General features: G+C 61.3%; 19 protein-coding genes and 2 pseudogenes. 15 read left to right on the forward strand and 6 right to left on the reverse strand.

Annotated features, from left to right (window positions below; translation table 11 throughout):
• Positions 1-427 precede the first annotated feature (427 nt).
• A complete protein-coding gene (locus HHL24_RS08510) occupies positions 428-2332 on the forward strand; it encodes an AAA family ATPase (protein WP_169485055.1) in 1905 nt (634 codons plus the stop codon).
• 96 nt (positions 2333-2428) lie between these two features.
• Here HHL24_RS08510 and HHL24_RS08515 read toward each other — a convergent pair whose 3' ends face one another.
• From HHL24_RS08515 to HHL24_RS08525, 3 genes are all read right to left on the reverse strand, one after another.
• The gene (locus tag HHL24_RS08515) at positions 2429-2677 is read right to left on the reverse strand and encodes a hypothetical protein (protein ID WP_329606604.1); all 249 of its coding nucleotides are present in this window, start codon (positions 2675-2677) and stop codon (positions 2429-2431) included.
• A gap of 88 nt (positions 2678-2765) precedes the next feature.
• Positions 2766-3560, reverse strand: coding sequence for a sulfite exporter TauE/SafE family protein (locus HHL24_RS08520; protein ID WP_169485056.1), 795 nt, complete (start codon positions 3558-3560; stop codon positions 2766-2768).
• Between the two features lie 191 nt (positions 3561-3751).
• A complete protein-coding gene (locus tag HHL24_RS08525) occupies positions 3752-4936 on the reverse strand; it encodes an acyltransferase family protein (protein WP_169485057.1) in 1185 nt (394 codons plus the stop codon).
• A gap of 390 nt (positions 4937-5326) precedes the next feature.
• On the opposite strand from HHL24_RS08525, the gene HHL24_RS08530 reads away from it, so the two are divergent.
• Positions 5327-6433, forward strand: a complete 1107-nt coding sequence (locus HHL24_RS08530; protein WP_169485058.1) for an OpgC domain-containing protein — start codon at positions 5327-5329, stop codon at positions 6431-6433.
• A gap of 50 nt (positions 6434-6483) precedes the next feature.
• Positions 6484-8100 carry a tannase/feruloyl esterase family alpha/beta hydrolase gene (locus HHL24_RS08535; protein ID WP_230417393.1) on the forward strand — a complete coding sequence of 539 codons (1617 nt, stop codon included), beginning with the start codon at positions 6484-6486 and terminating at the stop codon, positions 8098-8100.
• A gap of 167 nt (positions 8101-8267) precedes the next feature.
• Here HHL24_RS08535 and HHL24_RS08540 read toward each other — a convergent pair whose 3' ends face one another.
• Entirely contained in the window at positions 8268-8696 is a 429-nt protein-coding gene (locus HHL24_RS08540) for a hypothetical protein (RefSeq protein WP_169485060.1), read from the reverse strand.
• Positions 8697-8715: 19 nt separating this feature from the next.
• Positions 8716-8889, reverse strand: a complete 174-nt coding sequence (locus tag HHL24_RS08545) for a hypothetical protein (protein WP_169485061.1) — start codon at positions 8887-8889, stop codon at positions 8716-8718.
• A 433-nt stretch (positions 8890-9322) separates the two neighbouring features.
• Between HHL24_RS08545 and HHL24_RS08550 the strand changes: the two genes are divergently transcribed.
• From HHL24_RS08550 to HHL24_RS45020, 12 genes and pseudogenes are all read left to right on the forward strand, one after another.
• Positions 9323-10249, forward strand: coding sequence for an STAS domain-containing protein (locus tag HHL24_RS08550; protein ID WP_169485062.1), 927 nt, complete (start codon positions 9323-9325; stop codon positions 10247-10249).
• 34 nt (positions 10250-10283) lie between these two features.
• Positions 10284-10643: an STAS domain-containing protein gene (locus tag HHL24_RS08555; RefSeq protein WP_169485063.1), complete on the forward strand. Its 360-nt coding sequence runs from the start codon at positions 10284-10286 to the stop codon at positions 10641-10643.
• A 44-nt stretch (positions 10644-10687) separates the two neighbouring features.
• The gene (locus HHL24_RS08560) at positions 10688-11146 is read left to right on the forward strand and encodes an anti-sigma regulatory factor (RefSeq protein ID WP_169485130.1); all 459 of its coding nucleotides are present in this window, start codon (positions 10688-10690) and stop codon (positions 11144-11146) included.
• A 5-nt stretch (positions 11147-11151) separates the two neighbouring features.
• Complete coding sequence (locus tag HHL24_RS08565) at positions 11152-12219, forward strand: ATP-binding protein (protein WP_230417383.1); 1068 nt, start codon at positions 11152-11154, stop codon at positions 12217-12219.
• A complete protein-coding gene (locus tag HHL24_RS08570; RefSeq protein WP_169485065.1) occupies positions 12219-13598 on the forward strand; it encodes a sensor histidine kinase in 1380 nt (459 codons plus the stop codon). Before HHL24_RS08565 ends, HHL24_RS08570 begins: the two co-directional genes overlap by 1 nt.
• Positions 13595-15514, forward strand: a complete 1920-nt coding sequence (locus HHL24_RS08575) for a hybrid sensor histidine kinase/response regulator (RefSeq protein ID WP_169485066.1) — start codon at positions 13595-13597, stop codon at positions 15512-15514. Before HHL24_RS08570 ends, HHL24_RS08575 begins: the two co-directional genes overlap by 4 nt.
• A gap of 284 nt (positions 15515-15798) precedes the next feature.
• Positions 15799-16725, forward strand: a complete 927-nt coding sequence (locus HHL24_RS08580) for an ABC transporter ATP-binding protein (RefSeq protein WP_169485131.1) — start codon at positions 15799-15801, stop codon at positions 16723-16725.
• Positions 16722-17483 (forward strand): ABC transporter permease, encoded by a 762-nt coding sequence (locus tag HHL24_RS08585; protein WP_169485067.1) that lies wholly within the window; start codon positions 16722-16724, stop codon positions 17481-17483. Before HHL24_RS08580 ends, HHL24_RS08585 begins: the two co-directional genes overlap by 4 nt.
• 383 nt (positions 17484-17866) lie before the next feature.
• Positions 17867-18886, forward strand: coding sequence for an ABC transporter substrate-binding protein (locus HHL24_RS08590; protein WP_169485068.1), 1020 nt, complete (start codon positions 17867-17869; stop codon positions 18884-18886).
• Entirely contained in the window at positions 18883-19731 is an 849-nt protein-coding gene (locus HHL24_RS08595; RefSeq protein ID WP_169485069.1) for an ABC transporter permease, read from the forward strand. The genes HHL24_RS08590 and HHL24_RS08595 overlap by 4 nt, the downstream gene beginning before the upstream one ends.
• Positions 19719-20588, forward strand: a complete 870-nt coding sequence (locus tag HHL24_RS08600; protein ID WP_169485070.1) for an ABC transporter ATP-binding protein — start codon at positions 19719-19721, stop codon at positions 20586-20588. Before HHL24_RS08595 ends, HHL24_RS08600 begins: the two co-directional genes overlap by 13 nt.
• A gap of 44 nt (positions 20589-20632) precedes the next feature.
• Positions 20633-20739: pseudogene (locus HHL24_RS45020) on the forward strand (IS6 family transposase); the annotation flags it as partial.
• A 165-nt stretch (positions 20740-20904) separates the two neighbouring features.
• Here the strand turns inward: HHL24_RS45020 and HHL24_RS45310 are convergent.
• A pseudogene (locus HHL24_RS45310) lies at positions 20905-21060 on the reverse strand (DDE-type integrase/transposase/recombinase); the annotation flags it as partial.
• Between the last annotated feature and the right edge of the window lie 114 nt (positions 21061-21174).

Raw genomic sequence — 21174 nt, forward strand, 5'->3', positions numbered from 1 at the left:
TATAACCGCCAGCCTGTCTGGATGGGCGTCTCCAATATTCCACGATTATTCGCGCGATTTGCGGCAATTCTGACCGCTTTTTAATAGGGCGCGGGCACTTTCACGTATTCAGAATACGCAGTGAATACAGCGCTGATAAACTGTGCGCCGGAGCAGCGGAGCATCGCTTTCAAGGCGCCGATCGCTCCCCCAAATTCGACGATATAAATCGCCGGATAGACGGTAGAACTAGGCCTGTTCTGCAAGATGGAAAGAGTGGCCACCCGGCATACTGGCCGGTGTGAGCTGCTAAAAGGGACGAATGGTTGGGTGTCCTTCTTTCCGCACATGCATGGTGTCGCGTCAGCCGATTCCCTCCCGCCAGCCTCTACCACCTGATTTTGACCAGTATTTAGGGCCTGCCTTGGCCTGTTTTTGGAAGTGACTCATGAAGCCGGGAAAGAACTTGCTTGGAAAAAAACGCGTACGCAAGATCGCCATTGGAGCCGGTGCTGTGCTCATCGCGGTGTTGCTCGCGTTGAGCGCCTGGTTTTACCAGCAGCGCGAGGGCCAGGCAAACCTGGCGCTTACCGGCATCGCGAGCCAGATGCGTCACGATCCCTCGGCGTGGACGCGCGAAGAGAAAGACGCGTCGCAAATGTTGCGTGACATTCAGGACACCAACGTGGCCGCGATCGGCGTGAGCCCCAACGCGATTCTGGTGTCGACGCGAGACGGCGCGAAATACTTCGTCACCGACCATAACGCGACCTTTTCGCACGCGCTGCTGCTAGGCGAACCCAAAGCCGATCAGGCCGCGTCCTATCAGCTCGTATGGCTGCCCGACGCCGACATCCGGACAGGCGCGTCGCGCTGGGTTCCGCTAGTCGGCCAGATGCGCGACGCGATCAGCCTGCTGTTGCCGCTGTTGTTGATCGGCGGCATGGTGTGGTTCATGCGCCGCGAGATGAGAGGCGGCGCGTCGCTTCTCGGCAAGGCGCCCACGCTGCGTTTCGACGACGTGATCGGCGCGGGTGAAGCGAAGGCGGCGCTTGCGGACATCCGCGGCTATCTGTCCGATCCGAAGCAATTCACGTCGATGGGCGTGCGCGCACCCTGCGGCATTCTGATGGTCGGCGGCCCAGGCGTCGGCAAGACGCGGCTTGCCCAGGCGCTTGCCGGCGAATGTGGCGCGAGCTTCATTTCGATCACGGGCAGCTATTTCAGTGCGAAGTACTACGGCGTCGGCATCCAGAAAGTCAAACACCTGTTCGAACTCGCGCGCAAGAATGCCCCCACAGTCATTTTCATCGACGAAGCCGACGGCCTCGCCAAGCGTACGGATACCGGCGGCGGTCCTGTCGAAGCCGAGAGCAACCGCATCATCAACCAGTTGCTGGCGGAAATGGATGGCTTTGCTTCCAACGAAGGCGTCATCATCGTCGCGGCGACCAATCATCCCGACAATCTGGACGAGGCGTTGCGCCGGCCGGGCCGGTTCGATCGCACGGTGCAGGTCCGTTTGCCCGACCGCGAAGACCGCGCGAAAATTTTCCGCTTCTATGCGGACAAGCTGAAGTCGAAGGCTGCCGACATTGACTACGACCAGCTCGCTCGCCTGACCACGGGCCTTTCTCCGGCAACGGTTGCGATGGTCGTGAATCAGGCGGGACTGGTCGCGCGCAAAGCCGGCGAGACGGAGATCGCGTCGAAGCATTTCATGGAGGCGATCAAGATTGCGCGCATCGGCGACGTGAGCGGCGCCGAACGGGCACTGAGCGAGGACGAACGCACGCGTATCGCGGTGCACGAAGCGGGGCACGGTCTCGTTGCCGCGCTGCTCGGCACCGGCGTGCTGGAAGAGGTCACGATCTTGCCGCGTGGCGGTGCATTGGGTGTCGCGCTCATCACGAAGGCGCAAGACAAACACCTGTACCGCGAAACTGAAATCCGCAACGAAATTCAGGTCTTGCTCGGCGGGCGCAACGCGGAAATTCTCTCGTTCTCCGAAGCGTCGAGCGGCGCTGCATCGGATTTGCAGGAAGCATCGCGTATCAGCCTCGACATGGTGTCGAAGTTCGGCTTCAACCGTGACGGCGATCTGTTCAGCCTCGCGGCGCTGCCGTCGCAGTACGCGGGCCTGCAAATGAAGAGCGCCATCGAACACGCCAACGTGCTGCTCAAGGAGTTGAACGAGTTGTGCTATGGGCTGCTGCACGCCTATGAGCCCGTGCTGCGCGCCATTGCCGACGAACTGCTCGAGCGGGAGACCGTCCCTGGCGAAACCGTCTACCGGCTGATCAAGGAGCACAAGAGCGCGCTGAAGATCGTTCACGAGCAGGCTGCCGCTTGATCCGCTTTGCGCCACGAGGGCGCGAAAACGCGCGGCTGCCGCAATTCTGACACCGCCATGACAGCGGCGGTGGTCGCTATGCAAAGGCGGTGGTCGCTATGCAAAGTCTGACGGCCCGGGCGGTGGTACGCCTGGCGGCGTATCGGTTTCGCCCAGCGGTTCATCGTCGGCTTTGCGTTCGGGTGGTAGCGTTTCGCCCTTTTTCGGCAGGGGCTGATCGAGACCCGGTTCGACCGGCGTGGGAACGGCATCGCCGATGGGCTTGGACACCTCGGTGGGCGGGCTGCCCGGATCTTCATCCGGCTTGTTTTCGTGCTCGTTCGGCAGATTTGCCATGTTTGCCACGGTGGCTCTCCAGTTGATTGCTGTAAGCAATAACCAGCAATGCGCGTTCCACGGCAAGGATCCTGACTGGCACACGCAGCCCAAACCCTTATAAAACCCCGGATTTCCAAACCATCTGCGCAGCGGCTGCCAGAACGAACACCAGAACCAGAACTCGAAACGCCGCCGGCGGCAACCTGTCCCTAAGCGGCCGCACTAATAGCATTCCCACGATCACCGGCACACTCGCACAGGCCGAAATGGCCAGATCGCTCCAGCTGGCATGCGCACCGCCACTAAACGTGGCGACCAGTGTGATGATCGAAACCACCAGGATAATCGCGATCTGCTTCGTAAAGACTTTCCCCGTGGCGCCCGTGGCGATCAAATACATCGCCAGCAAAGGCCCCGGCACCGAAGCGATGCTTTCCATCACCGCCGCACCGAATCCCAACACGAAGCCCGCCGGCTTCGCCCACGCCGGTGACAACGTAAGCCGCGGCGAAAGCAGCAGGAGCAGCGCCGCGACGATCAGCAATGCGCCTGCGGCAGCCTGCGCGCGATGCGGCGCCAACGAGATCAATACGCTCACGCCGACGATGTTGCCGATCACCGTACCGATCAACGGTGCGGCAATGCGCCGGATCGTCGGTAGCATGTCGCCGCCTTCCAGCGCCTGTGGAATATTGCCGAGAATGATCGGCATCGACAGCAATAAAACGGCCTCTTTGATCGGCATGAACTGGCTGAGAATCGGCATCGCCACCAGCGGCACGCCGATACTGACCACGCCTTTGACCATCCCGCCCAACAGCAGCGCCGCAATGATGCCAAGCAGCGCGTAAAGGCTGAGCGTCTGCAGGCTCGCGCCAAGCACGCCGTTGGCGAAACTGAAATGAAACATTGTTGAAGTCCGCGAGCCAACCGCGCGGACCAGATGGACCGGAGATCGCGCGGGCAATGGCTTGTTTTTATCGTTCGGCCTGTTCAATGCCCGCGTGTCGCGCAAGGTTCGAAGCAGCCGGCTAAGTGAGGCCGCATGATACCGTGCCCTCGCTCAAGCTGTCTGAAGGTATAACGTAAGGTGCGCTTCCTTCAAACGGCATCTGAAGCGGCGCCTTCATCCCTCAATGCGCGCTCGTTGCGAGCGGCAAACGGGGGCGGTGTTTGCGCGACAACCCGATTCGTCGTGTCAGTCTGCGCGCGCCGCGTCTTCAGGCGAAGAATCGGCGCTTCGATCAGCCGCCAGGACAGCACGGCCATCGTCAGCGAAATCAGGAACGACGCGACAACTCCGGCGACATGCGCCCACATCGGTACGGTGCCGCCGAAGAACGCCGTGGCGTGGCGGTTGCGCGTCAGGTCCGGAATCAGATTGTGATAGAGATAAAAGCCGTAGCTGATGCGCCCGAAGTTCACCAGCCAGCTGGTTTCAAGCAAACCGATCACGACTGCGTTGCGGCAGCACGCAATCGAACACACAAGCGCCGCGATGCACACGCCGTACAAGGCGCTGACCGTCGTGAAGGCAAGCGAACTGCTCAACTGACTCCACCTTGGCTCAGTCGCACAAAACCCCACAAGGCAAACACTCAGCACCAACAGCGTCATGCCATGTCCGAGCATGACGCGTAAGCGGCTCGCTTTCCCGGCGATCATCAAGCCGCCAATCCCGCCCAACGCCAGCAACCAGAAGTTGGTCAGCGGATGCGTATAGATCGTGATTTCCTGCCACTGTGCCGCACGCATTGCCAGCAGCGAAACCAGTCCAACCACGACGATCGCGAGGCACACCGCGCGATGCCGTCGCGCCGCAACCAGCAGCAATAATGGCGCAAACACGAGATAAAACTGCTCCTCGATCGCGAGGCTCCAGAGATGCGAGTAACGCCCCGGCCAGTAATGCAGTACGGAGCCGATCCAGACGTTCGACAGATAAGCGAAATGAAACGGCATGCCGCCAGCCAGTTCGGGACTCGCCATGCCGAGCGCCATCAGCACGCACATCACCACCAGCATCAGGTAGTAAACCGGAAAGATGCGCAATGTGCGGCGAAACAGGAAGCGCTTCAGTTCAGCGCCGAACCGGCTGCCGTTTCTTTCGATGCGCGTGCGTTGCGCGGACAGAATGCCGATGATCAGAAAGCCGCTTAGCGCGAAGAAGATCCACACACCGAGGTGGCCGATCTCGCCAATGTCACCGAAAAGACGGTGCTGAAAAAAGACCATCAGGACTGCAATCGCGCGCAATCCGTCGAAGCCGGCAATCCTGTTGTTCATATGGTTGTCTTCCAACGGGCGTGCACGAATCCATCCTACGATGAAAAAAAGCGAAAAAAATCGCACGTCGAAATGGGTGATTTTTTTCAGTGGCCTTTACCGATCGTGTTCGCGCTAGACGCATTAAAAGCTGCAAAACTTGCCGCAAGACTTTCCACCAACCCAAAGCGCGACGACTCAGTATTACCGCACGCCGACACCTGAATTTCAGATTGCTGCCACTTCGCGTGCATTTAAAGGGCGGTTGTCAGCGCGCGTCGACGTGGTGCACGGTATCGGTGGGAACGTTTTATTGTCATGGAGTTCCTAGTGTGAACAACGGTATACGACTGCTTTCACGACTGCTTTTCAAGGCGCGTTGCAGGCACACGCCATCTTGCGAGAACCTCAATGGACACCCGCCGCGGACGCTCGATCGAAGTGGATTTCTTCCGCGGCGTCGTGCTGATCGTCATCGTGTTGGACCACATTCCTGGCAGCACGCTGTCGCATCTGATGTTGCACGCGTATGCCTTGTGCGACTCGGCGGAAGTGTTCGTGTTTCTCGGCGGCTATGCGTCGGCGGCAGCGTATATGGCGGTACTCGCGGGCCGCGGCGAGAGTGCGGCGGCGATGCGCTTCGTGAGGCGCTGCTGGGAGATATATCGCGCCTATCTATTGACGGCCGTATTGACGCTACTGTCGGGTGCCGTTCTCGCGCTATTGCATTTAAACCAGCCGATGGTCGACCTCACCGGCTGGCAGCCGTTCGCGGTTCAGCCGCTGCGCGAGGCGTTCGATATTGCCGTGCTGCGGCGCCAGCCGTATCTGTCGAGCGTGCTGCCCATGTACGTGATCTTTGCGCTGTGCGTACCGTTCGTGGTGCCGCTGGCGCGCCGTTCGTCGCTCGCGGCACTGGGCTTGAGCGTGCTGGTCTGGTCGCTCGCCCGGCCGCTGGCCGCACTCTTCAGCATTGACGACGTGGCCGACTGGGCTTTTAATCCGTTTGCATGGCAACTGATGTTCGTGCTCGGCATTCTTTGCCGGGTGCAACCCATCAGCGAGCGCTTTCATGCCACCCGCACGGCGCACTGGTTCACGCGCGCTGCGGTGGTCGCGGTGCTGGCGTTCGCCATCGTCAAACTCTTTGTGCTGACTCAGCCGCTGCCCGGCGTGCTTAAACAGAATCTTTCCGTGGAACGCGTGATCAACTTTATCGTCATCGCCTGGCTTGCTGCGCAGTTCGTGCGCGTGGGCAGCATCGCGTGGCTCGCACAGCGGTTGCCGGCCGTGGTGACGGTCGGCCGTACCGGGCTTGTGTGTTTCGTCGGCGGCACGCTGGTGTCGTTGATCGTCGATACGGCGACGCCGCATACTTTCCATGGTTTTCTCGGCACATTGGTCGGACTCGGCGGCGATCTGGTCGCCATCGGCGCGGTACTGATGATCGCGCGCGGCTGGAACGACTGGAAAGGGCAGCAGTCGCGCACGGCGGCCAACGGCGCGGGTTTTGGATGACGGCGCGGGTGCGCCCTATGCGGTTTTCCCGAGATTCGCACACGGTCATCATGGTCGTCGGTGCGATGCTGTGGCTGAACACTTCAGCAATATTCGCCGCACCCAAGGAAGCACCGCTCGCCATGCATTGCGCGGAATTCGCGGGCGCGGTGTTACCCCCTGAACTGATCGCGTTGCCCACAGCCGGCGTGCAGATCGAAAGCGCGTCGATGGTGGCGGCCACCGCGCCCGGCAATCAGCAAGGCGGTGAATATTGCCGTATCACCGGCCGCATCAAGGCGCTCAAGGCCAGCACGCCCGATATCCGCTTCGACCTGAATCTGCCGCGCCGCTGGAACGGCCGCGCGCTGCAGATCGGCGGTGGGGGCTACAACGGCGTGGTGGTGAGCGGTACGGGCGTGATGCCATTCTCTCCGGATCGCGCACCGCTCGCACAAGGCTATGCGACCTTCGGCGACGACTCGGGGCATGTGGGCAATTCGGCGCTCGCGGTCTTCGGCCTCGTCGATGAAGCGGTGATGAATTTCGGCTACGCGCATCTGAAGAAAACGCACGACGCCGCGCTCGCACTCATTGCCCGCGCTTACGGCCGGCCGCCGCAACGGATGTATTTCGCCGGTGGCTCGACGGGCGGCCGCGAAGGTTACACGGTGATGCAGCGCTATCCCGAAGACTACGACGGCGTGATCGCCAATTTGCCAGCGCTCAATTTTTCCGGCGTGCGTTTGATGGGCGTGAAGCTCGGTCAGGCAGAATACGCGACGCCCGGCGGTTTCATTCCGCCGCTGTTGCTCGAGCACGTGTATCAACGCACGCTCGCGGTCTGCGACCGGCTCGATGGCGCGGCCGACGGCATCGTCAGTGACGTGGCCGGCTGCCGGGAACACGAAGCGGAAATCATCGCCTCGTTGCGCTGCGCCGGACGTGAGCCCTCGCACGACGAGTGCCTCACCGACGCGCAACTCTCCACCTTGCTGGTGATGCGCGACGGCCTGTCATTGCCCTACAAGCTGGCGTGGAACGTCACTGGCTATCGCGGCTACAACGTCTTTCAGGGCACGCATCTAACCGGCCTGCTCGGACTTGCGCATCAACCCGAGCGTTTGCCGGTGCCGACCTTCTTCGCCAACGGCTACCTGTTCGCGCAGGGCGACGGCTACATCCGCTATTTCGTGACACAGGACGCGGAGTTCGACTCGCTCAGGTTCGACCCGCTCCATCCCGGCAAATATCTCGGACAACTCATCGCGCTGTCACAGACGATCGGCGCGATGAACCCCGACCTCGCACGCTACATCGCACGCGGCGGCAAGCTGATCACGCTGCAAGGCCTCGCCGACGAAGTCATCAGCCCAAACCAGACGATCGCCTACTACGAAGCGCTGATCGATCGCTTCGGCATTGATCAGGTCAATGGGTTCATGCGGCTTTATATGGTGCCGGGTTTTCAACATGGCAGCGGGGTGTTCATCCCATCCGTAGATCTGTTGGGTGCGCTCGATAATTGGGTGACGCGTGGTGTATCGCCCGAAACGTTGACCGCGACGGATATCGCGGCCGCGACCAACGGACGCTCGCGTCCGTTGTGCCGTTACCCGCTGTTTCCTCGCTATAGCGGTAAGGGCAATGTGAATCTCGCCAGCAGTTTCGCATGCGCTGAACCGTGACAAAATCCGGCAGATATTGCAAAAACCATAGCCGGTGTTGAAGGGCAGACACCTCTCCTCAACAGGGCCTAGCCTGGCCTCTTCCAAAAGAAAAGGGGCAAGCGGCGCATCGTCCGGGCGCCGCCGCCCCACTGAGGCGATCAACTTAGTACGCTTGTGGCAGGCTTCTACTGGCCGTTTTGCATCGAGCCGCCAGTGCCGCCGTTGATGTTGTTGCCCGTGCCGCTACGCGTACCGTTGTTCGTGCCGTTGTTCGTGCCGTTACTCATACCGCTATTCGACCGATTCATTGAAGGGCTGTTCGGCGCCGCGCCAGTACCCGTGCCCATGCCCCCGCCCGTGCTGGTCACACCCGGCGAGCCGTAGCCCGAATCGCTCGGGCTCTTCATCGTGCCGGGGCCGACGCCCGGTGCCGCGGTGCCGCCTGCGCCACCCGCGGTGCCGCCACCCGCGCCCATGCCGTTACCCGCGCTACCACCACCCGCGCCGCCGCCAGCTCCGCCGCCACCCGCACCGCCGCCGGCCTGTGCGTAAACCCCGCCCGAGAGCGCCATCACAAGTGCCGAAGCAAAAATCGTCCTGGTAATGTGTTTCATGATCTACCTCCATAGAGAGTCAATTGATGTCACGCAAGCGCATGCCGCTCACATGAATGAACTGCCGCAAGCGGTGTGCCTCGCGCTTGCCGGAGCGTCCATCTGGAATGCGGCGACGCGGCCCGGGATGCCCCGCCTCTACGGGTTCAGATCGAGCGCTCGCCTCCGCAGCAGTATGTTGGAGATCGAGCATGAGGCGTTCCCGGCATCGCGCTGCAAGAGAGGATGTAACTGTAGGTATCCGAATTAATTCGGACCGGCCGGCTGGCAATGGATCGGCCGCAAATCAGATTGCGTGAAGTTTGGCTGCAGTGCAGCAACCGGGCCGCGTGACATCGCGGACGGCGGCGGGACGCGTGCGAGGTGCTTCCTGGCAAGCAATTGTTACCTGGCCCTGTGCCGCGCGATCGCCGATCCGTGTAAAAGCAGCCGATTCAAAACGCTCGCCAAACGCCCCGGCGATGCGACTGATAGTGCTTGCATACGAATCGGGGCCGTAGCATTGTGAAGGCGTTCCGCGCCATGCTACAGTCCAATGCGCTCAATCGGCAGCATGCTTGAACACGAGTAAAAGTACACGGCCCGGCGACTGCGCCGCCCGCTGACAAACGACTGGGGAAACATGTATGGAAACACTCGGCGGAACGCGTCTCGCCCAACTATTCAACGAACGGCAAAGCGAGTTGCTAGGCGAGTGGGTGGCCCAGCAATATGCGATCGCGGCACGCCGCGGCGGTGTCACCGAAGCGCAATTGCGCAACCAGTTCGCGCAGTTCGTCGCGTTGACCGGCGCTGCGCTCGGCGCGTCCGACCGCGTGGACTTCAGGGCGCCGGCGTGGGACGACGTGCGCAGCCTGCTCGCGGAGGTGTCGACGCAACGCGCGCGGCAGGGTTTTACCCCGGTCGAAACCGCAATGTTCGTGTTCTCGCTGAAGGAACCGCTCTTTGCACGTTTGCGTGGCGAGTTGGCGGAGGATTCCGCCAAACTGGCCGAACTGACCTGGACCATCAGCACGCTGTTCGACGCGCTCGGCCTCTACACCACAGAAGTTTTCCAGACGAGCCGTGAGCAGATCATCGTGCGTCAGCAGCAGGAGCTGCTGGAACTGTCCACGCCGGTCGTGCAACTATGGGACGGCATTCTCGCGTTGCCGCTGATCGGCACGCTCGACTCGGCACGCACCCAGGTTGTGATGGAAAGCCTGCTGCAGAAGATCGTCGACACCGGCGCCGCGATCGCGATCATCGACATCACCGGCGTGCCGACCGTCGATACCCTCGTCGCACAACATCTGCTCAAGACCGTGGCGGCCGCGCGGCTGATGGGCGCCGATTGCATCATCAGCGGGATTCGGCCGCAAATCGCGCAGACCATCGTCCATCTGGGTGTGAATCTGTCGAACGTGATCACCAAGGCCACGCTCGCCGATGCGTTCACAATTGCGCTGCAACGTACTGGCAAGTCAGTCTCGAACGCCGGTCGTCATGCCGAAGCCCAAGGTGCGCCCGCCACGCCTCACGCATTGCGCGGCAACCAGTTCGTCGGCGACTGACGCCGGCTCACGCGACCACCAACCGGACCCGGCGATGGAACGCATTCCGATTTTGCGGATGGGCAAGCTGCTGCTTGTCACCATCCAGGTAGACATGCACGACCGTCTTGCGATGACCTTGCAGGACGATCTGACTAGCCGCATCGTCAAAGACAGTGCCAAAGGCGTGCTGATCGATATTTCATCGCTCGACGTGGTGGATTCGTTCATCGGCCGGATGATCGGCGACACGGCGGCGATGGCGCGCGTGCTCGACGCGGAAACCGTGGTGGTCGGCATGCAGCCGTCCGTCGCGATTACGCTGGTCGAACTCGGTCTGGCGCTGCCCGGTGTGCGCACCGCGCTGAATGTCGAGAAGGGCATGGCGTTGCTAACGGGTACGGAACCGCTTTGAGCGCCATTCTCGGGCAGCCGCGCGACAGCGTGCCTCTATCCTCCATGACGAGCAACGACAATGCGGCCACCCCGAGTGGTCCGACTGGGCCTGACGGCCAGCCTCCCGAGGAGATCATGGCGATCCGCTCGGACGAGCAGATTGTGCGGTTACGTCGTTTCGTGCGCGAGAAAGCCGTGGCGTTAGGAATGTCGCTAATCGATCAGACGAAACTGGTTACCGCGGCAAGCGAACTCGCCCGCAACACGCTCACGTACGGCGGGGGCGGTGACCTACACTTTTATACCGTTCAGCGTAATGGCCGTGCCGGCTTGCGCCTCGAGTTCGTCGACAACGGACCGGGCATCGCCGACATTCAAAAAGCGCTGACCGACGGCTATACCAGCGGCAACGGGCTGGGCCTGGGGCTCGGCGGCGCGAAACGGCTGTGCGACGAGTTCGAGATCCGCTCGGCACCGGGCGAAGGTACTCATATTTCTGTGACCAAATGGAAGCCGTTCTGAACGGAATGAGCGCGAACCAACAGCGCTTCGAAATCGGCGATCCGAGCCAGGTTTCGTATGCGCGGCGCGGTATTGGTGAGTTGGCGCATAGCATCGGCTGCAGCGAAACGGTGATCGGCAAGCTGGCGATCATCGTGACCGAGTGCGCGACCAATCAGCTCAAACACGCGCAGCATGGCGAATTGCTCGTGCGGCCGATCAGCGAGGTGGCGCTGCCGGGCGCGGCGCTGCCGTCGCGTTACGGCATCGAACTGCTCGCGATCGACAGTGGTCCAGGTATTCACGATCTGCACGCCTGTTTCGTCGACGGCTATACGACCGCCGGCAGTCCCGGCAATGGCATGGGCGCGATTCAACGCCTCGCCGACGACCTCGACATCTGGAGCGCTGCGGGTCTGGGCGCGGTGCTGCGCATCGTGGTCTGGGCCGATTCCGGCTCGGTAGCCGCGGACCATTGCGGGCCGATTGAATACGGCGCGATCAATCTGCCGCTCCAGGGCGAGACGCTATGCGGCGACGCATGGACGTGCGGCTACACGGAGGGCGAATTCACGGTGATGGTCGCCGACGGACTCGGCCACGGCGCGCTGGCCAACAGCGCAGCCGTGGCCGCGACCGATACATTTGCCCGGCTCGGGCCTTCGAGCGTCGAGGAAATCGTCGCGGCCTCGCACGAAGCGCTGCGGCCCACCCGCGGTGCCGCGCTCGGCGTCGCGCGCATCCCGGCGCAGGCCGCCACGGACGGCACGCCCAGCGTCGCGCGCTTTTGCGGCGTAGGCAACATCGCCGCGAGCGTCTGGACACCCTACGGTCATCGCCATCTGGTGTCGCACGCAGGCATCGTCGGCCATCAGATGCGCAAGGTGCAGGAATTTCAGGTCGACTGGCCGCAAGACGGTTTGTTGATCGTGCACTCCGACGGCCTCGCCACGCGCTGGGATCTGAGCCGCTATCCGGGTCTCGCGCTGCGCCACCCGACCTTGGTCGCCGCTACGCTGTATCGCGACTTTACGCGCGGCCGCGACGATGTCACGGTGTTTGTCGCGCGTGCCCATCACGCGGAGCATCTGTGATGGCCGAAACGCTCTATGCGATGCCGATCGACAGCGAGTTCGCCGTGGTTGCCGCGCGTCGGCGCGCGCGCGAACTTGGCGAAGCGCTTGCCTTCACCGCGCAGGATCAAACGCGCATTGCCACCTCGGTGCTCGAAGTCGCGCGCACTGTGCTGAACGCGACGCCGCACGGGCGCGCCGAATTTCTGCTCGACGAAGCGAGCCGTCCGCAAGGCTTGCTGATTCGTTTCGTTGCGCCCGCAACCACGCTCGATCATCTTTCCGGGCGGCCCGCCGGCGCTGTTCGTGCCACCGGTGCCGACGAGCCTGCCGGTGCCCTGGGCGTGCTCGCCGCTCAGCGTCTGATGGATGCGTGCCTGTTCGAAGACGCTGCGGGCGACGCCGTCGTCACGTTGACCAAGCGCTTGCCGGAGCAGGCGCCGCCTACCTCCGCCACCGCCGTTGCCAACCACGCCTTGCTTGCCGAAGGCGCGGCTGCCTCAGGCGCGCAAGGTTCGTTCGACGAAGTACAGCGGCAAAACCGCGAGCTGGTCAACGTGCTAAGCGATTTGCGGGAACGCCAGGAAGAGCTGATCCGGCTCACGCGCGAACTTGAAGACACCAATCGCGGCGTGGTCGCGCTCTACGCCGAACTGGACGAGCGCGCTGACCACCTGCGCCGCGCCGACGAAGCGAAGTCGCGCTTCCTGTCGAACATGAGCCACGAATTCCGCTCGCCGCTATATTCGATCCGCGCGCTGTCCAAGCTGCTGATGGATCGCGCGGACGGCGAGTTGACCGACGAGCAGGCCAAACAGGTGCGCTTCATTCGCAAGGCGGCCGAGGAACTCTCGGAAACCGTCGACGACCTGCTCGATATCGCGAAGATCGAGGCGGGCAAGATCGAACTGCGGCCGGCCGAATTCGAAGTCGCCAATCTGTTTTCGGCCTTGCGCGGCATGTTGCGTCCGCTATTACCGGCGAGCGGTGTCGATTTGCTATTCGATCCGTGCGACGACATCCCGCCGGTTTTCGCCGACGAAGGCAAGGTCTCGCAGATTCTCCGCAATTTCATATCCAATGCACTAAAGTTCACCGAACGGGGCGAGGTACGGGTGCGGGCGCAATATGACGCCGCTCAACAGCTTCTGACCTTTTCCGTGAGCGATACCGGCATCGGCATTGCGCCCGAGCATCAGCAAAGCGTATTCGAAGAATTCGAGCAGGTGGAAAACCGCCTGCAGACCTATGTGAAGGGCACCGGGCTGGGTCTGCCGCTGTGCAGCAAGCTGTGCAAGCTGCTGGGCGGCACGGTCGGGCTCGAAAGCGAATTGGGCAAGGGCTCGACCTTTACCGCGACCATTCAGACGTATACGCCGGCGGAAAACAATCTCCCATGAGCGACGCGACCAACAGTCTGATATTGAACGTCGACGACAACGACGGCGCACGGTACGCCAAGAGTCGCATTCTCTCGCGCGCGGGCTTCGTGGTGATCGAAGCCGCCAACGGCGCCGAAGCGATCGAACGCGCACGCCTTTCGCTGCCCGACCTCGTGCTGCTCGACGTCAAGCTGCCGGACATCAACGGCTTCGAAGTGTGCCGTCGGATCAAGTCAGCGCCGGAGACCGCCGGCATTCTCGTGCTGCAGACCTCCGCGGCGGCCGTGCAGAGCATCGACAAGATTCGCGGTCTCGACGGCGGTGCCGATAGCTACCTGATCGAGCCGATCGAACCGGCGGAGCTGATCGCGCATGTGCGAGCCTTGTTGCGGGTGCGTCGCGCGGAAGGCGCATTGCGTGAAAGCGAAGAGCGCTTTCGTCAGATGGCCGAAAATATCGACGACGTATTCTGGATGCTCGACCCTTCAACCTGTCAGTTGCTGTACGTGAGCCCCGCATATCGCCGGCTATGGGGTGACGAGGCGTTCGCGCCGCATCCGGCCGCAGGGCACTGGGCGGGCCGTATTCATCCGCAAGACGAAGCTGCGGTCGAGACCGCATATCGCGCGCTGGCAACCGGCGTACCGTATGAGATTGAATACCGCATCGCGCGGCCCGATGGCGAAATCCGTTGGGTGGCCGAGCGCGGCTTTCCGGTGCGCGATGCGCGCGACCGTATCTACCGGTTGGCCGGTATCGTCAACGACATCTCGGAGCGCAAGGCCAATGAAATGGCGCTGCGCGAGGCCGATCGCCGAAAGGACGAATTCCTTGCGATGCTCGCGCATGAGTTGCGCAACCCGTTGGCGCCGATCCGCAACGCAATCGAATTGCTCGATCCGAGCCGCTCGCCTTCGCCGCAGAACGTCGATGCGATGCGCGCGGTGATCGGGCGCCAGGTCAAGCATTTGAGCCGCCTTGTCGATGATCTGCTCGACGTGGCGCGGATCACGCAAGGCAAGATCACGCTGCGCCAGGAAATCGTCGGCCTCGCCGCCGCCGTCGAAGCGGCGATTGAAACGGCCGCACCCACTCTCACCAGAAAAGGCCACACGCTCAGGACAGAGATGCCTGACGAGCCGCTTTTCATCGTCGGCGACGGCGTGCGGATCGCGCAGGTGCTCGGCAATATCCTCTCGAACGCGGCGAAGTACACGCCGCAAGGCGGCGAAATTCTGATCGAGGTTCGCGAGTTGCACGACAACGTGCAGATTAGTGTGCGCGATAACGGCGTCGGCCTTGCTGCCGAAACCATTCCGCATATCTTCGACCTGTTCGTGCAGTCCGAGAGTTCGCTCGAACGCTCCGAGGGTGGGCTCGGCATCGGCTTGCCGCTGGCGCGTACGCTGGTCGAACTGCACGGCGGGCGGATCGAGGCATTTTCGGCGGGCCCGGGGCAGGGCAGCGAATTCATCGTGTGCCTGCCGCTAACGCGCCTGTCGCAAACTGACCGGCCAGTCGTCACCGCGCCTGTTACCGTGCCGCAAGGCGCGGGACCCGCGCTGCGCCTGCTGCTGGTGGACGATAGCGTCGATGGGGCGGCGGCGATGTCGCTCCTGCTCGAATCGGACGGCTATGACGTGCGCGTCGCGCACGAAGCCGGGCACGCGCTCGAGATCGCCGCGCAATTCAAACCTGAGATCGTTTTGCTCGATCTCGGCTTGCCGGGCATGGACGGCTTTCAACTCGCGCAGGAGATGCGCAAGCGCGCGGCTACGACGAATGCGCTCCTGATTGCGGTGACCGGCTATGGACAGGCGGCCGACCGTCAGCGTACGCATGAAGCGGGCTTTGATCATCATCTGGTGAAGCCAGTGTCGTCCGAGGAAATTCAGCGCGTGATTGCCAGCCGCTTTCCAGACGGGCACAGTTAGGCGGAAATTTTCCGCCTGCCGTTATGAACATGGTCGCGCCGCGCGTCGACCTTCACTACATCGATATGGAAGCCGAACTATTTTGCATTGCAGCGAAATAGTCGGCTTTCCGTTTTTCTGCGTCATGGCGGCGGCACTCATCTGAGACCTTGACAGGCCGCTATGTTCGTCGTAATTCGACGGTGCGCTGCACGCTTTCTCACTTTCAATTACATTGCGGGTGCGGCCGCGCATTCGCACCGCCTCCTTCCAATCAAATATCGGTGTCTGCCATCGTCGAATCCATGCAGCCAATCGTCTCGGTCACGAATCTTTCGAAAACCTACGCCACCGGTTTTCACGCCCTTAAAAACATCAATCTGGCGATCAACCGCGGAGAAATCTTCGCCTTGCTTGGGCCCAACGGCGCGGGCAAAACCACCCTCATCAGCATCATCTGCGGCATCGTCAATGCGAGCGTTGGCAGCGTGACGGTGGACGGCCGCAACATCGCGACGGACTATCGCGGCGCGCGCTCGCTGATCGGCCTCGTGCCGCAGGAGCTCACCACCGACTCGTTCGAAACCGTCTGGGCGACCGTCTCGTTCAGCCGCGGGCTATTCGGCAAGCCGAAAAATCCCGCTTACGTCGAAAAGGTCTTGCGCGATCTGTCGCTGTGGGAAAAGCGCGATAGCAAGATCATTACGCTGTCGGGCGGCATGAAGCGCCGGGTGCTGATTGCGAAGGCGCTCTCGCACGAACCGCGCGTGCTGTTTCTCGACGAACCCACCGCGGGTGTGGACGTCGAGTTGCGCCGCGATATGTGGAAACTGGTGCGCTCGCTTGCCGCTAGCGGCGTGACGATCATTCTCACCACGCACTACATCGACGAAGCCGAGGAAATGGCCGACCGCATCGGCGTGATCAATGCGGGCGAGATCATGCTGGTGGAAGAGAAGACAGAGTTGATGCGCAAACTCGGCAAGAAGCAGTTGACGCTGCAACTGGAGAGTCCGCTCGCCCAGGTGCCGCCGGCGCTGGCCGGATATGGGCTGGATGTCGCCAAGGGCGGCAACGAGTTGATCTACACGTATGAAGGCGAGGGCGGACGCACCGACATCATCGCGCTGCTCAAAGCGCTCGACGACGCCAGCATCCGCTTCAAGGATCTGCATACGACGCAAAGCTCGCTCGAAGACATCTTCGTCAGTCTCCTCCGAGGTAACCAATGAATATCTATGCAATTCGCGCGATCTATAAGTTCGAGATGGCGCGCACCTGGCGCACTCTGATGCAGAGCATCATCGCGCCGGTGATTTCGACGTCGCTTTACTTCGTCGTATTCGGCGCGGCGATCGGTTCACGTATCAAGGAAGTGGACGGCATCAGTTATGGCGCATTCATCGTGCCGGGTCTGATTATGCTGTCGCTGCTGTCGCAAAGCATTTCGAATGCGTCGTTCGGGATTTACTTTCCGCGCTTTACCGGCACGATCTATGAGTTGCTGTCGGCGCCGGTATCGTATCTGGAGATCGTCGTGAGCTATGTGGGCGCGGCGGCTACCAAATCGATCCTGCTCGGGCTGATCATTCTGGCTACCGCTGGGCTGTTCGTGCCGCTGCAAGTGCAGCATCCGTTCTGGATGATTCTGTTTCTGGTGCTCACCGCGGTGACGTTCAGTCTGCTCGGTTTCATTATCGGCATCTGGGCGGATAGCTTCGAGAAATTGCAACTCGTGCCGCTCCTGATCATCACGCCGCTCACGTTTCTCGGCGGAAGTTTCTATGCGGTCAATATGCTGCCGCCGTTCTGGAAGGTCGTGACGCTGTTCAATCCGATCGTCTATCTGGTTAGCGGATTTCGCTGGAGCTTTTATGGTCTCGCCGATGTGGATGTCGGTGTCAGCCTCGGGATGACCGCGTTGTTTCTGGCGGTGTTTCTCGCGATCGTCGCGTGGATCTTCAAGACCGGGTATCGGCTCAAGAGCTAACAGCGTCGATGCGAACCGGTTTGGAGCAGATTGCCGGCCGGTTCGCCACCCTATGCCGCAATTTCGCGGCAGCGGTGAACGACCGGGTCTCCGCGGTGACGACGAACTACTTCAACTGACGCGGTGAGCAACACAACGGCACCGATTTCATTACGTTTTCCTCTGCATAATTAAAAGCTATGTTTAGGCAAGGAAAACAATTTTTGACCAATGATGGCGCGGCGCTACGCTTGGTGCGTCACTCATCGTTCACGCCGTGTATTACTCAGGATTCGCTGACGAAGGAATTTTGAGCGATTCACAATTCAGGTGCATGGCTGGTGCTGAGTGGTGCATCCGCACGCGGTACGTGCGGTTTTCGATCTCCATTCAAGGAACCGCCCATGTTCAACGCACTGACACGCCGCGTCGCGGCAACGGCTGCCGGCACACTGCTTTCAACGACGCTCGCGGCCTTCGCCGCGTTCGCGTCACCGGCCGCCAACGCGGGAACGCTTACGATTGCCCACACGACCTGGGTCGGCTACGGCACGCTATATCTTGCGCGTGATCTCGGCTACTTCAAGCAGGAAGGTCTCGACGTCGACCTGAAGACGATCGACGACGCCTCGATCTATATGGCGGCGCAGGCGTCGGGCAAGATCGACGGTTCCGCCTCGACCGTGGATGAAGTCATGAAATTCCGCTCGCCGAATTTCTGCTTCAAAAGCGTGATTGCGCTTGACGAAAGCTTCGGCGGCGACGGCGTGCTGGTGGGCGACGGCGTGAACAGTTTCGCGGACCTGAAGAAGCAGCCAATTGCAATGAGCGAAGGCTCCGTCTCGCAATTCTGGCTTGCGTATCTGCTCAAGCAGCGCGGCATGTCGATCAAGGATATGACGATCGAGAACATGAGCGCCGACGATGCCGCGAGCGCCTTTATCGCCAAACGCGTGCCCGCCGCCGTGACGTGGGAACCGCACCTGACCTTCGTGCGTGAACACAAGCAGGGCAAAGTGCTGATCGACAGTTCGGCGACGCCTGGCGTGATCGTCGATGTGGTGACCTTGAATTGCGACATCATCAAGAACCGCCCGAAGGACGTGCAGGCGCTGGTGGATGGCATCTACAAGGCCGTTGCTTACACCCGGGCCAACCCTGAGAAGGCCTACGCGATCATGGCGAAGGGAGTGGGCGGCTATCTGGCTGATCCGAAGGCGTTCGCCGAAGCCGCCAAAGGCGTGCGCTTCTACGATCAACCGATGAACGTCGGCCTGCTCGGCACCTCGGCCAAGCCGGGTTCAGTCGAAAAGGTCATTACGCTCGGCAGCAGCATCTGGAGCGATCTGGGCAAACAGAAAGTCGCCGTCGACTACAGCATGCTCGTCGATCCGACGTTCGCCAGCGCGAAGGTGCCGCAATGAGCACGACGCTGCCCAACCATGCGAAAGCGCCACCCGCGGCTCGGCGGCGTGGACCTTCGTTGCTCAACATTTGCCTGACGCCTAAGGCCGACGTGCCGCGTCCCGTGCTGATCGCGGTCGGCATCGCGGTGTGGCTGGTGGTGTTGGCCGGCTGGTCGCTGCTGACCTACGGGAACCTGATTCCTTCGATGTTCCTGCCGTCGCCGGGGGCGGTGCTCGATGCCGCACGACGGCTGTACGAGGACGGCACGCTGGGCGAGCACGTGTTCGCCAGTGTCCGCGTTGTCCTGATCGGCTTTGCGATTTCATCGTTGTTCGCGATTCCGATTGGCATGTTGATGGGCACGTTTCGGATCGTCCAGGGCGCACTCGAGCCGATCGTCAACTTCATGCGCTATCTGCCGGTCACGTCGTTCGTGCCACTGTTCATTCTGTGGATTGGAATTGGGCTTGAACAGCGTGTGACGGTGATCATCTTCGGCACGTTTTTTCAGCAACTGGTGATGGTGGCCGATGTGTCGCGAGGCGTATCGAAGGAACTGCTCAACGCGTCGTACACGCTGGGTTCGTCGCGCCGTGATGTGCTGCTCAATGTGTTGACGCCGGCCAGCGTGCCGGGGATTTTCGATACGTTGCGCGTGACGATGGGCTGGGCATGGACCTATCTCGTGGTCGCCGAACTGGTGGCGGCGTCGAGCGGGCTTGGCTATCTGAGCATGAAAGCGATGCGCGGCTTTCAGGTCGACGTGATTTTCATGGCAATCGGTATCATCGGGCTGCTCGGCCTCATTACCGATCAGGCGTTTCGCATCCTCAAACTGAAGGTGGCTCCATGGGCGCAATAAGTGCATTGGCGAGGCGCCCGGACGCTGTCGGGCAGGTGGAACCGTTGCATAAGCCTTTACCCGAAGCGAAGTTGCGGGCGATCGATGTCGACCTGCACTACCCGAACGGACACGGCGGCACGACGATCGCGCTCGACAAGGTATCGCTCGATGTGCCGGAGAAAGAGTTCGCGGTGATCGTCGGGCCTTCCGGTTGCGGCAAGTCCAGCTTGCTGTATCTGGCAGCGGGACTGGCACAGCCGACAGCGGGCGAAATCGTGGTGGGTGGGCGCACAGTCACGCAGCCGGGCGCGGATCGCGGCATGGTGTTTCAGTCGTACACGCTTTTTCCGTGGCTCACAGTGCGGCAGAACGTCGAATTCGGTTTGCGGCGACGACGTATGCCTGCAAAAGAGCGCGCGGAAATCGTCGCGCATTACATCGACGAGATCGGCTTGACCCATTTTGTGGATGCTTATCCGAAGCAGTTGTCGGGCGGCATGATGCAGCGGGTGGCGATTGCTCGCGCGCTCGCCAACGATCCCGACGTGCTGCTGATGGACGAGCCGTTCGGCGCGCTCGACAGTCAGACCCGCGCGCAGATGCAAAAGCTGTTGCTGCGTGTCTGGGAGCGTACGCACAAAACCGTGCTGTTCGTCACGCACGATATCGACGAGGCGATCCTGCTCGGCGACCGCGTGTACGTGATGTCGGCGCGCCCCGGGCGTATCAAGGAGCGGCTGGAAATCCCGATTGAGCGGCCGCGCTCGCTCGAGATGGTGATGGACCCCGGTTTCATCGCGATCAAGCGGCGCGTGCTGAGCCTGCTGCACGACAGCGACGCTGACGACTCAAATGCACGCGACATGCAAAACTGACGGGGCGCTGTCAGGTTGCTGGTCGTCTCGCGTAAGACGAGGCGATCAAGAAATCGAAATCGCTGTATCGCGGTCACCGTTTTCCGGCCGGCGCATCAGTTGCGCCGTGCGCCGGTACTACCGGTATCAATTGAGCTTGCGTGACAGCGAACCTGGCGCGAATTCACCGACCTCGCCCAAGATCCGTCGGCTGATTTCTACATCATCGTCACACCTCCAGCGTTTTGTCTCACGCACGGCAAGTTGGCAACGCCGAAATAAGCATTCCTCTTCTTTCCCTTCCGACTTTTCCTGATTTCCTCACGGCGACAGACCCGCGCTTGAGGCAGCGTTTCGCTGCAGCCTTGTCGCGCAGCTTGAGCAGCAGGATGTCAAGTTCGGCGCCATGTTGATCTGCCGCCGGCCACAGCTGACAGGGTTCTCCACGCTGGGTAACGAACACCTTACCAAGATGCCTGGTCGAATCAACCTTAACCTCATATTGAATGCAAAACACAACATACCGTTGTGCTTTTTGAACTGAGTGCGGTAGATAGTCGATATTCAGGGTAAACGCTGAAATATCTCGAAAAATTGCCCCTTGGAT

Origin of the sequence: Paraburkholderia polaris (assembly GCF_012927345.1) — a bacterium.
Taxonomy (GTDB): Bacteria; Pseudomonadota; Gammaproteobacteria; order Burkholderiales; family Burkholderiaceae; genus Paraburkholderia; species Paraburkholderia polaris.

Coding starts and splice junctions, on each gene's coding strand:
- HHL24_RS08510 (WP_169485055.1), top strand. CDS start 428: ATGAAGCCGGGAAAGAACTTGCTTGGAAAAAAACGCGTACGCAAGATC.
- HHL24_RS08520 (WP_169485056.1), bottom strand. CDS start 3,560: ATGTTTCATTTCAGTTTCGCCAACGGCGTGCTTGGCGCGAGCCTGCAG.
- HHL24_RS08525 (WP_169485057.1), bottom strand. CDS start 4,936: ATGAACAACAGGATTGCCGGCTTCGACGGATTGCGCGCGATTGCAGTC.
- HHL24_RS08530 (WP_169485058.1), top strand. CDS start 5,327: ATGGACACCCGCCGCGGACGCTCGATCGAAGTGGATTTCTTCCGCGGC.
- HHL24_RS08535 (WP_230417393.1), top strand. CDS start 6,484: ATGGTCGTCGGTGCGATGCTGTGGCTGAACACTTCAGCAATATTCGCC.
- HHL24_RS08540 (WP_169485060.1), bottom strand. CDS start 8,696: ATGAAACACATTACCAGGACGATTTTTGCTTCGGCACTTGTGATGGCG.
- HHL24_RS08545 (WP_169485061.1), bottom strand. CDS start 8,889: ATGCTCGATCTCCAACATACTGCTGCGGAGGCGAGCGCTCGATCTGAA.
- HHL24_RS08550 (WP_169485062.1), top strand. CDS start 9,323: ATGGAAACACTCGGCGGAACGCGTCTCGCCCAACTATTCAACGAACGG.
- HHL24_RS08555 (WP_169485063.1), top strand. CDS start 10,284: ATGGAACGCATTCCGATTTTGCGGATGGGCAAGCTGCTGCTTGTCACC.
- HHL24_RS08560 (WP_169485130.1), top strand. CDS start 10,688: ATGACGAGCAACGACAATGCGGCCACCCCGAGTGGTCCGACTGGGCCT.
- HHL24_RS08565 (WP_230417383.1), top strand. CDS start 11,152: ATGAGCGCGAACCAACAGCGCTTCGAAATCGGCGATCCGAGCCAGGTT.
- HHL24_RS08570 (WP_169485065.1), top strand. CDS start 12,219: ATGGCCGAAACGCTCTATGCGATGCCGATCGACAGCGAGTTCGCCGTG.
- HHL24_RS08575 (WP_169485066.1), top strand. CDS start 13,595: ATGAGCGACGCGACCAACAGTCTGATATTGAACGTCGACGACAACGAC.
- HHL24_RS08580 (WP_169485131.1), top strand. CDS start 15,799: ATGCAGCCAATCGTCTCGGTCACGAATCTTTCGAAAACCTACGCCACC.
- HHL24_RS08585 (WP_169485067.1), top strand. CDS start 16,722: ATGAATATCTATGCAATTCGCGCGATCTATAAGTTCGAGATGGCGCGC.
- HHL24_RS08590 (WP_169485068.1), top strand. CDS start 17,867: ATGTTCAACGCACTGACACGCCGCGTCGCGGCAACGGCTGCCGGCACA.
- HHL24_RS08595 (WP_169485069.1), top strand. CDS start 18,883: ATGAGCACGACGCTGCCCAACCATGCGAAAGCGCCACCCGCGGCTCGG.
- HHL24_RS08600 (WP_169485070.1), top strand. CDS start 19,719: ATGGGCGCAATAAGTGCATTGGCGAGGCGCCCGGACGCTGTCGGGCAG.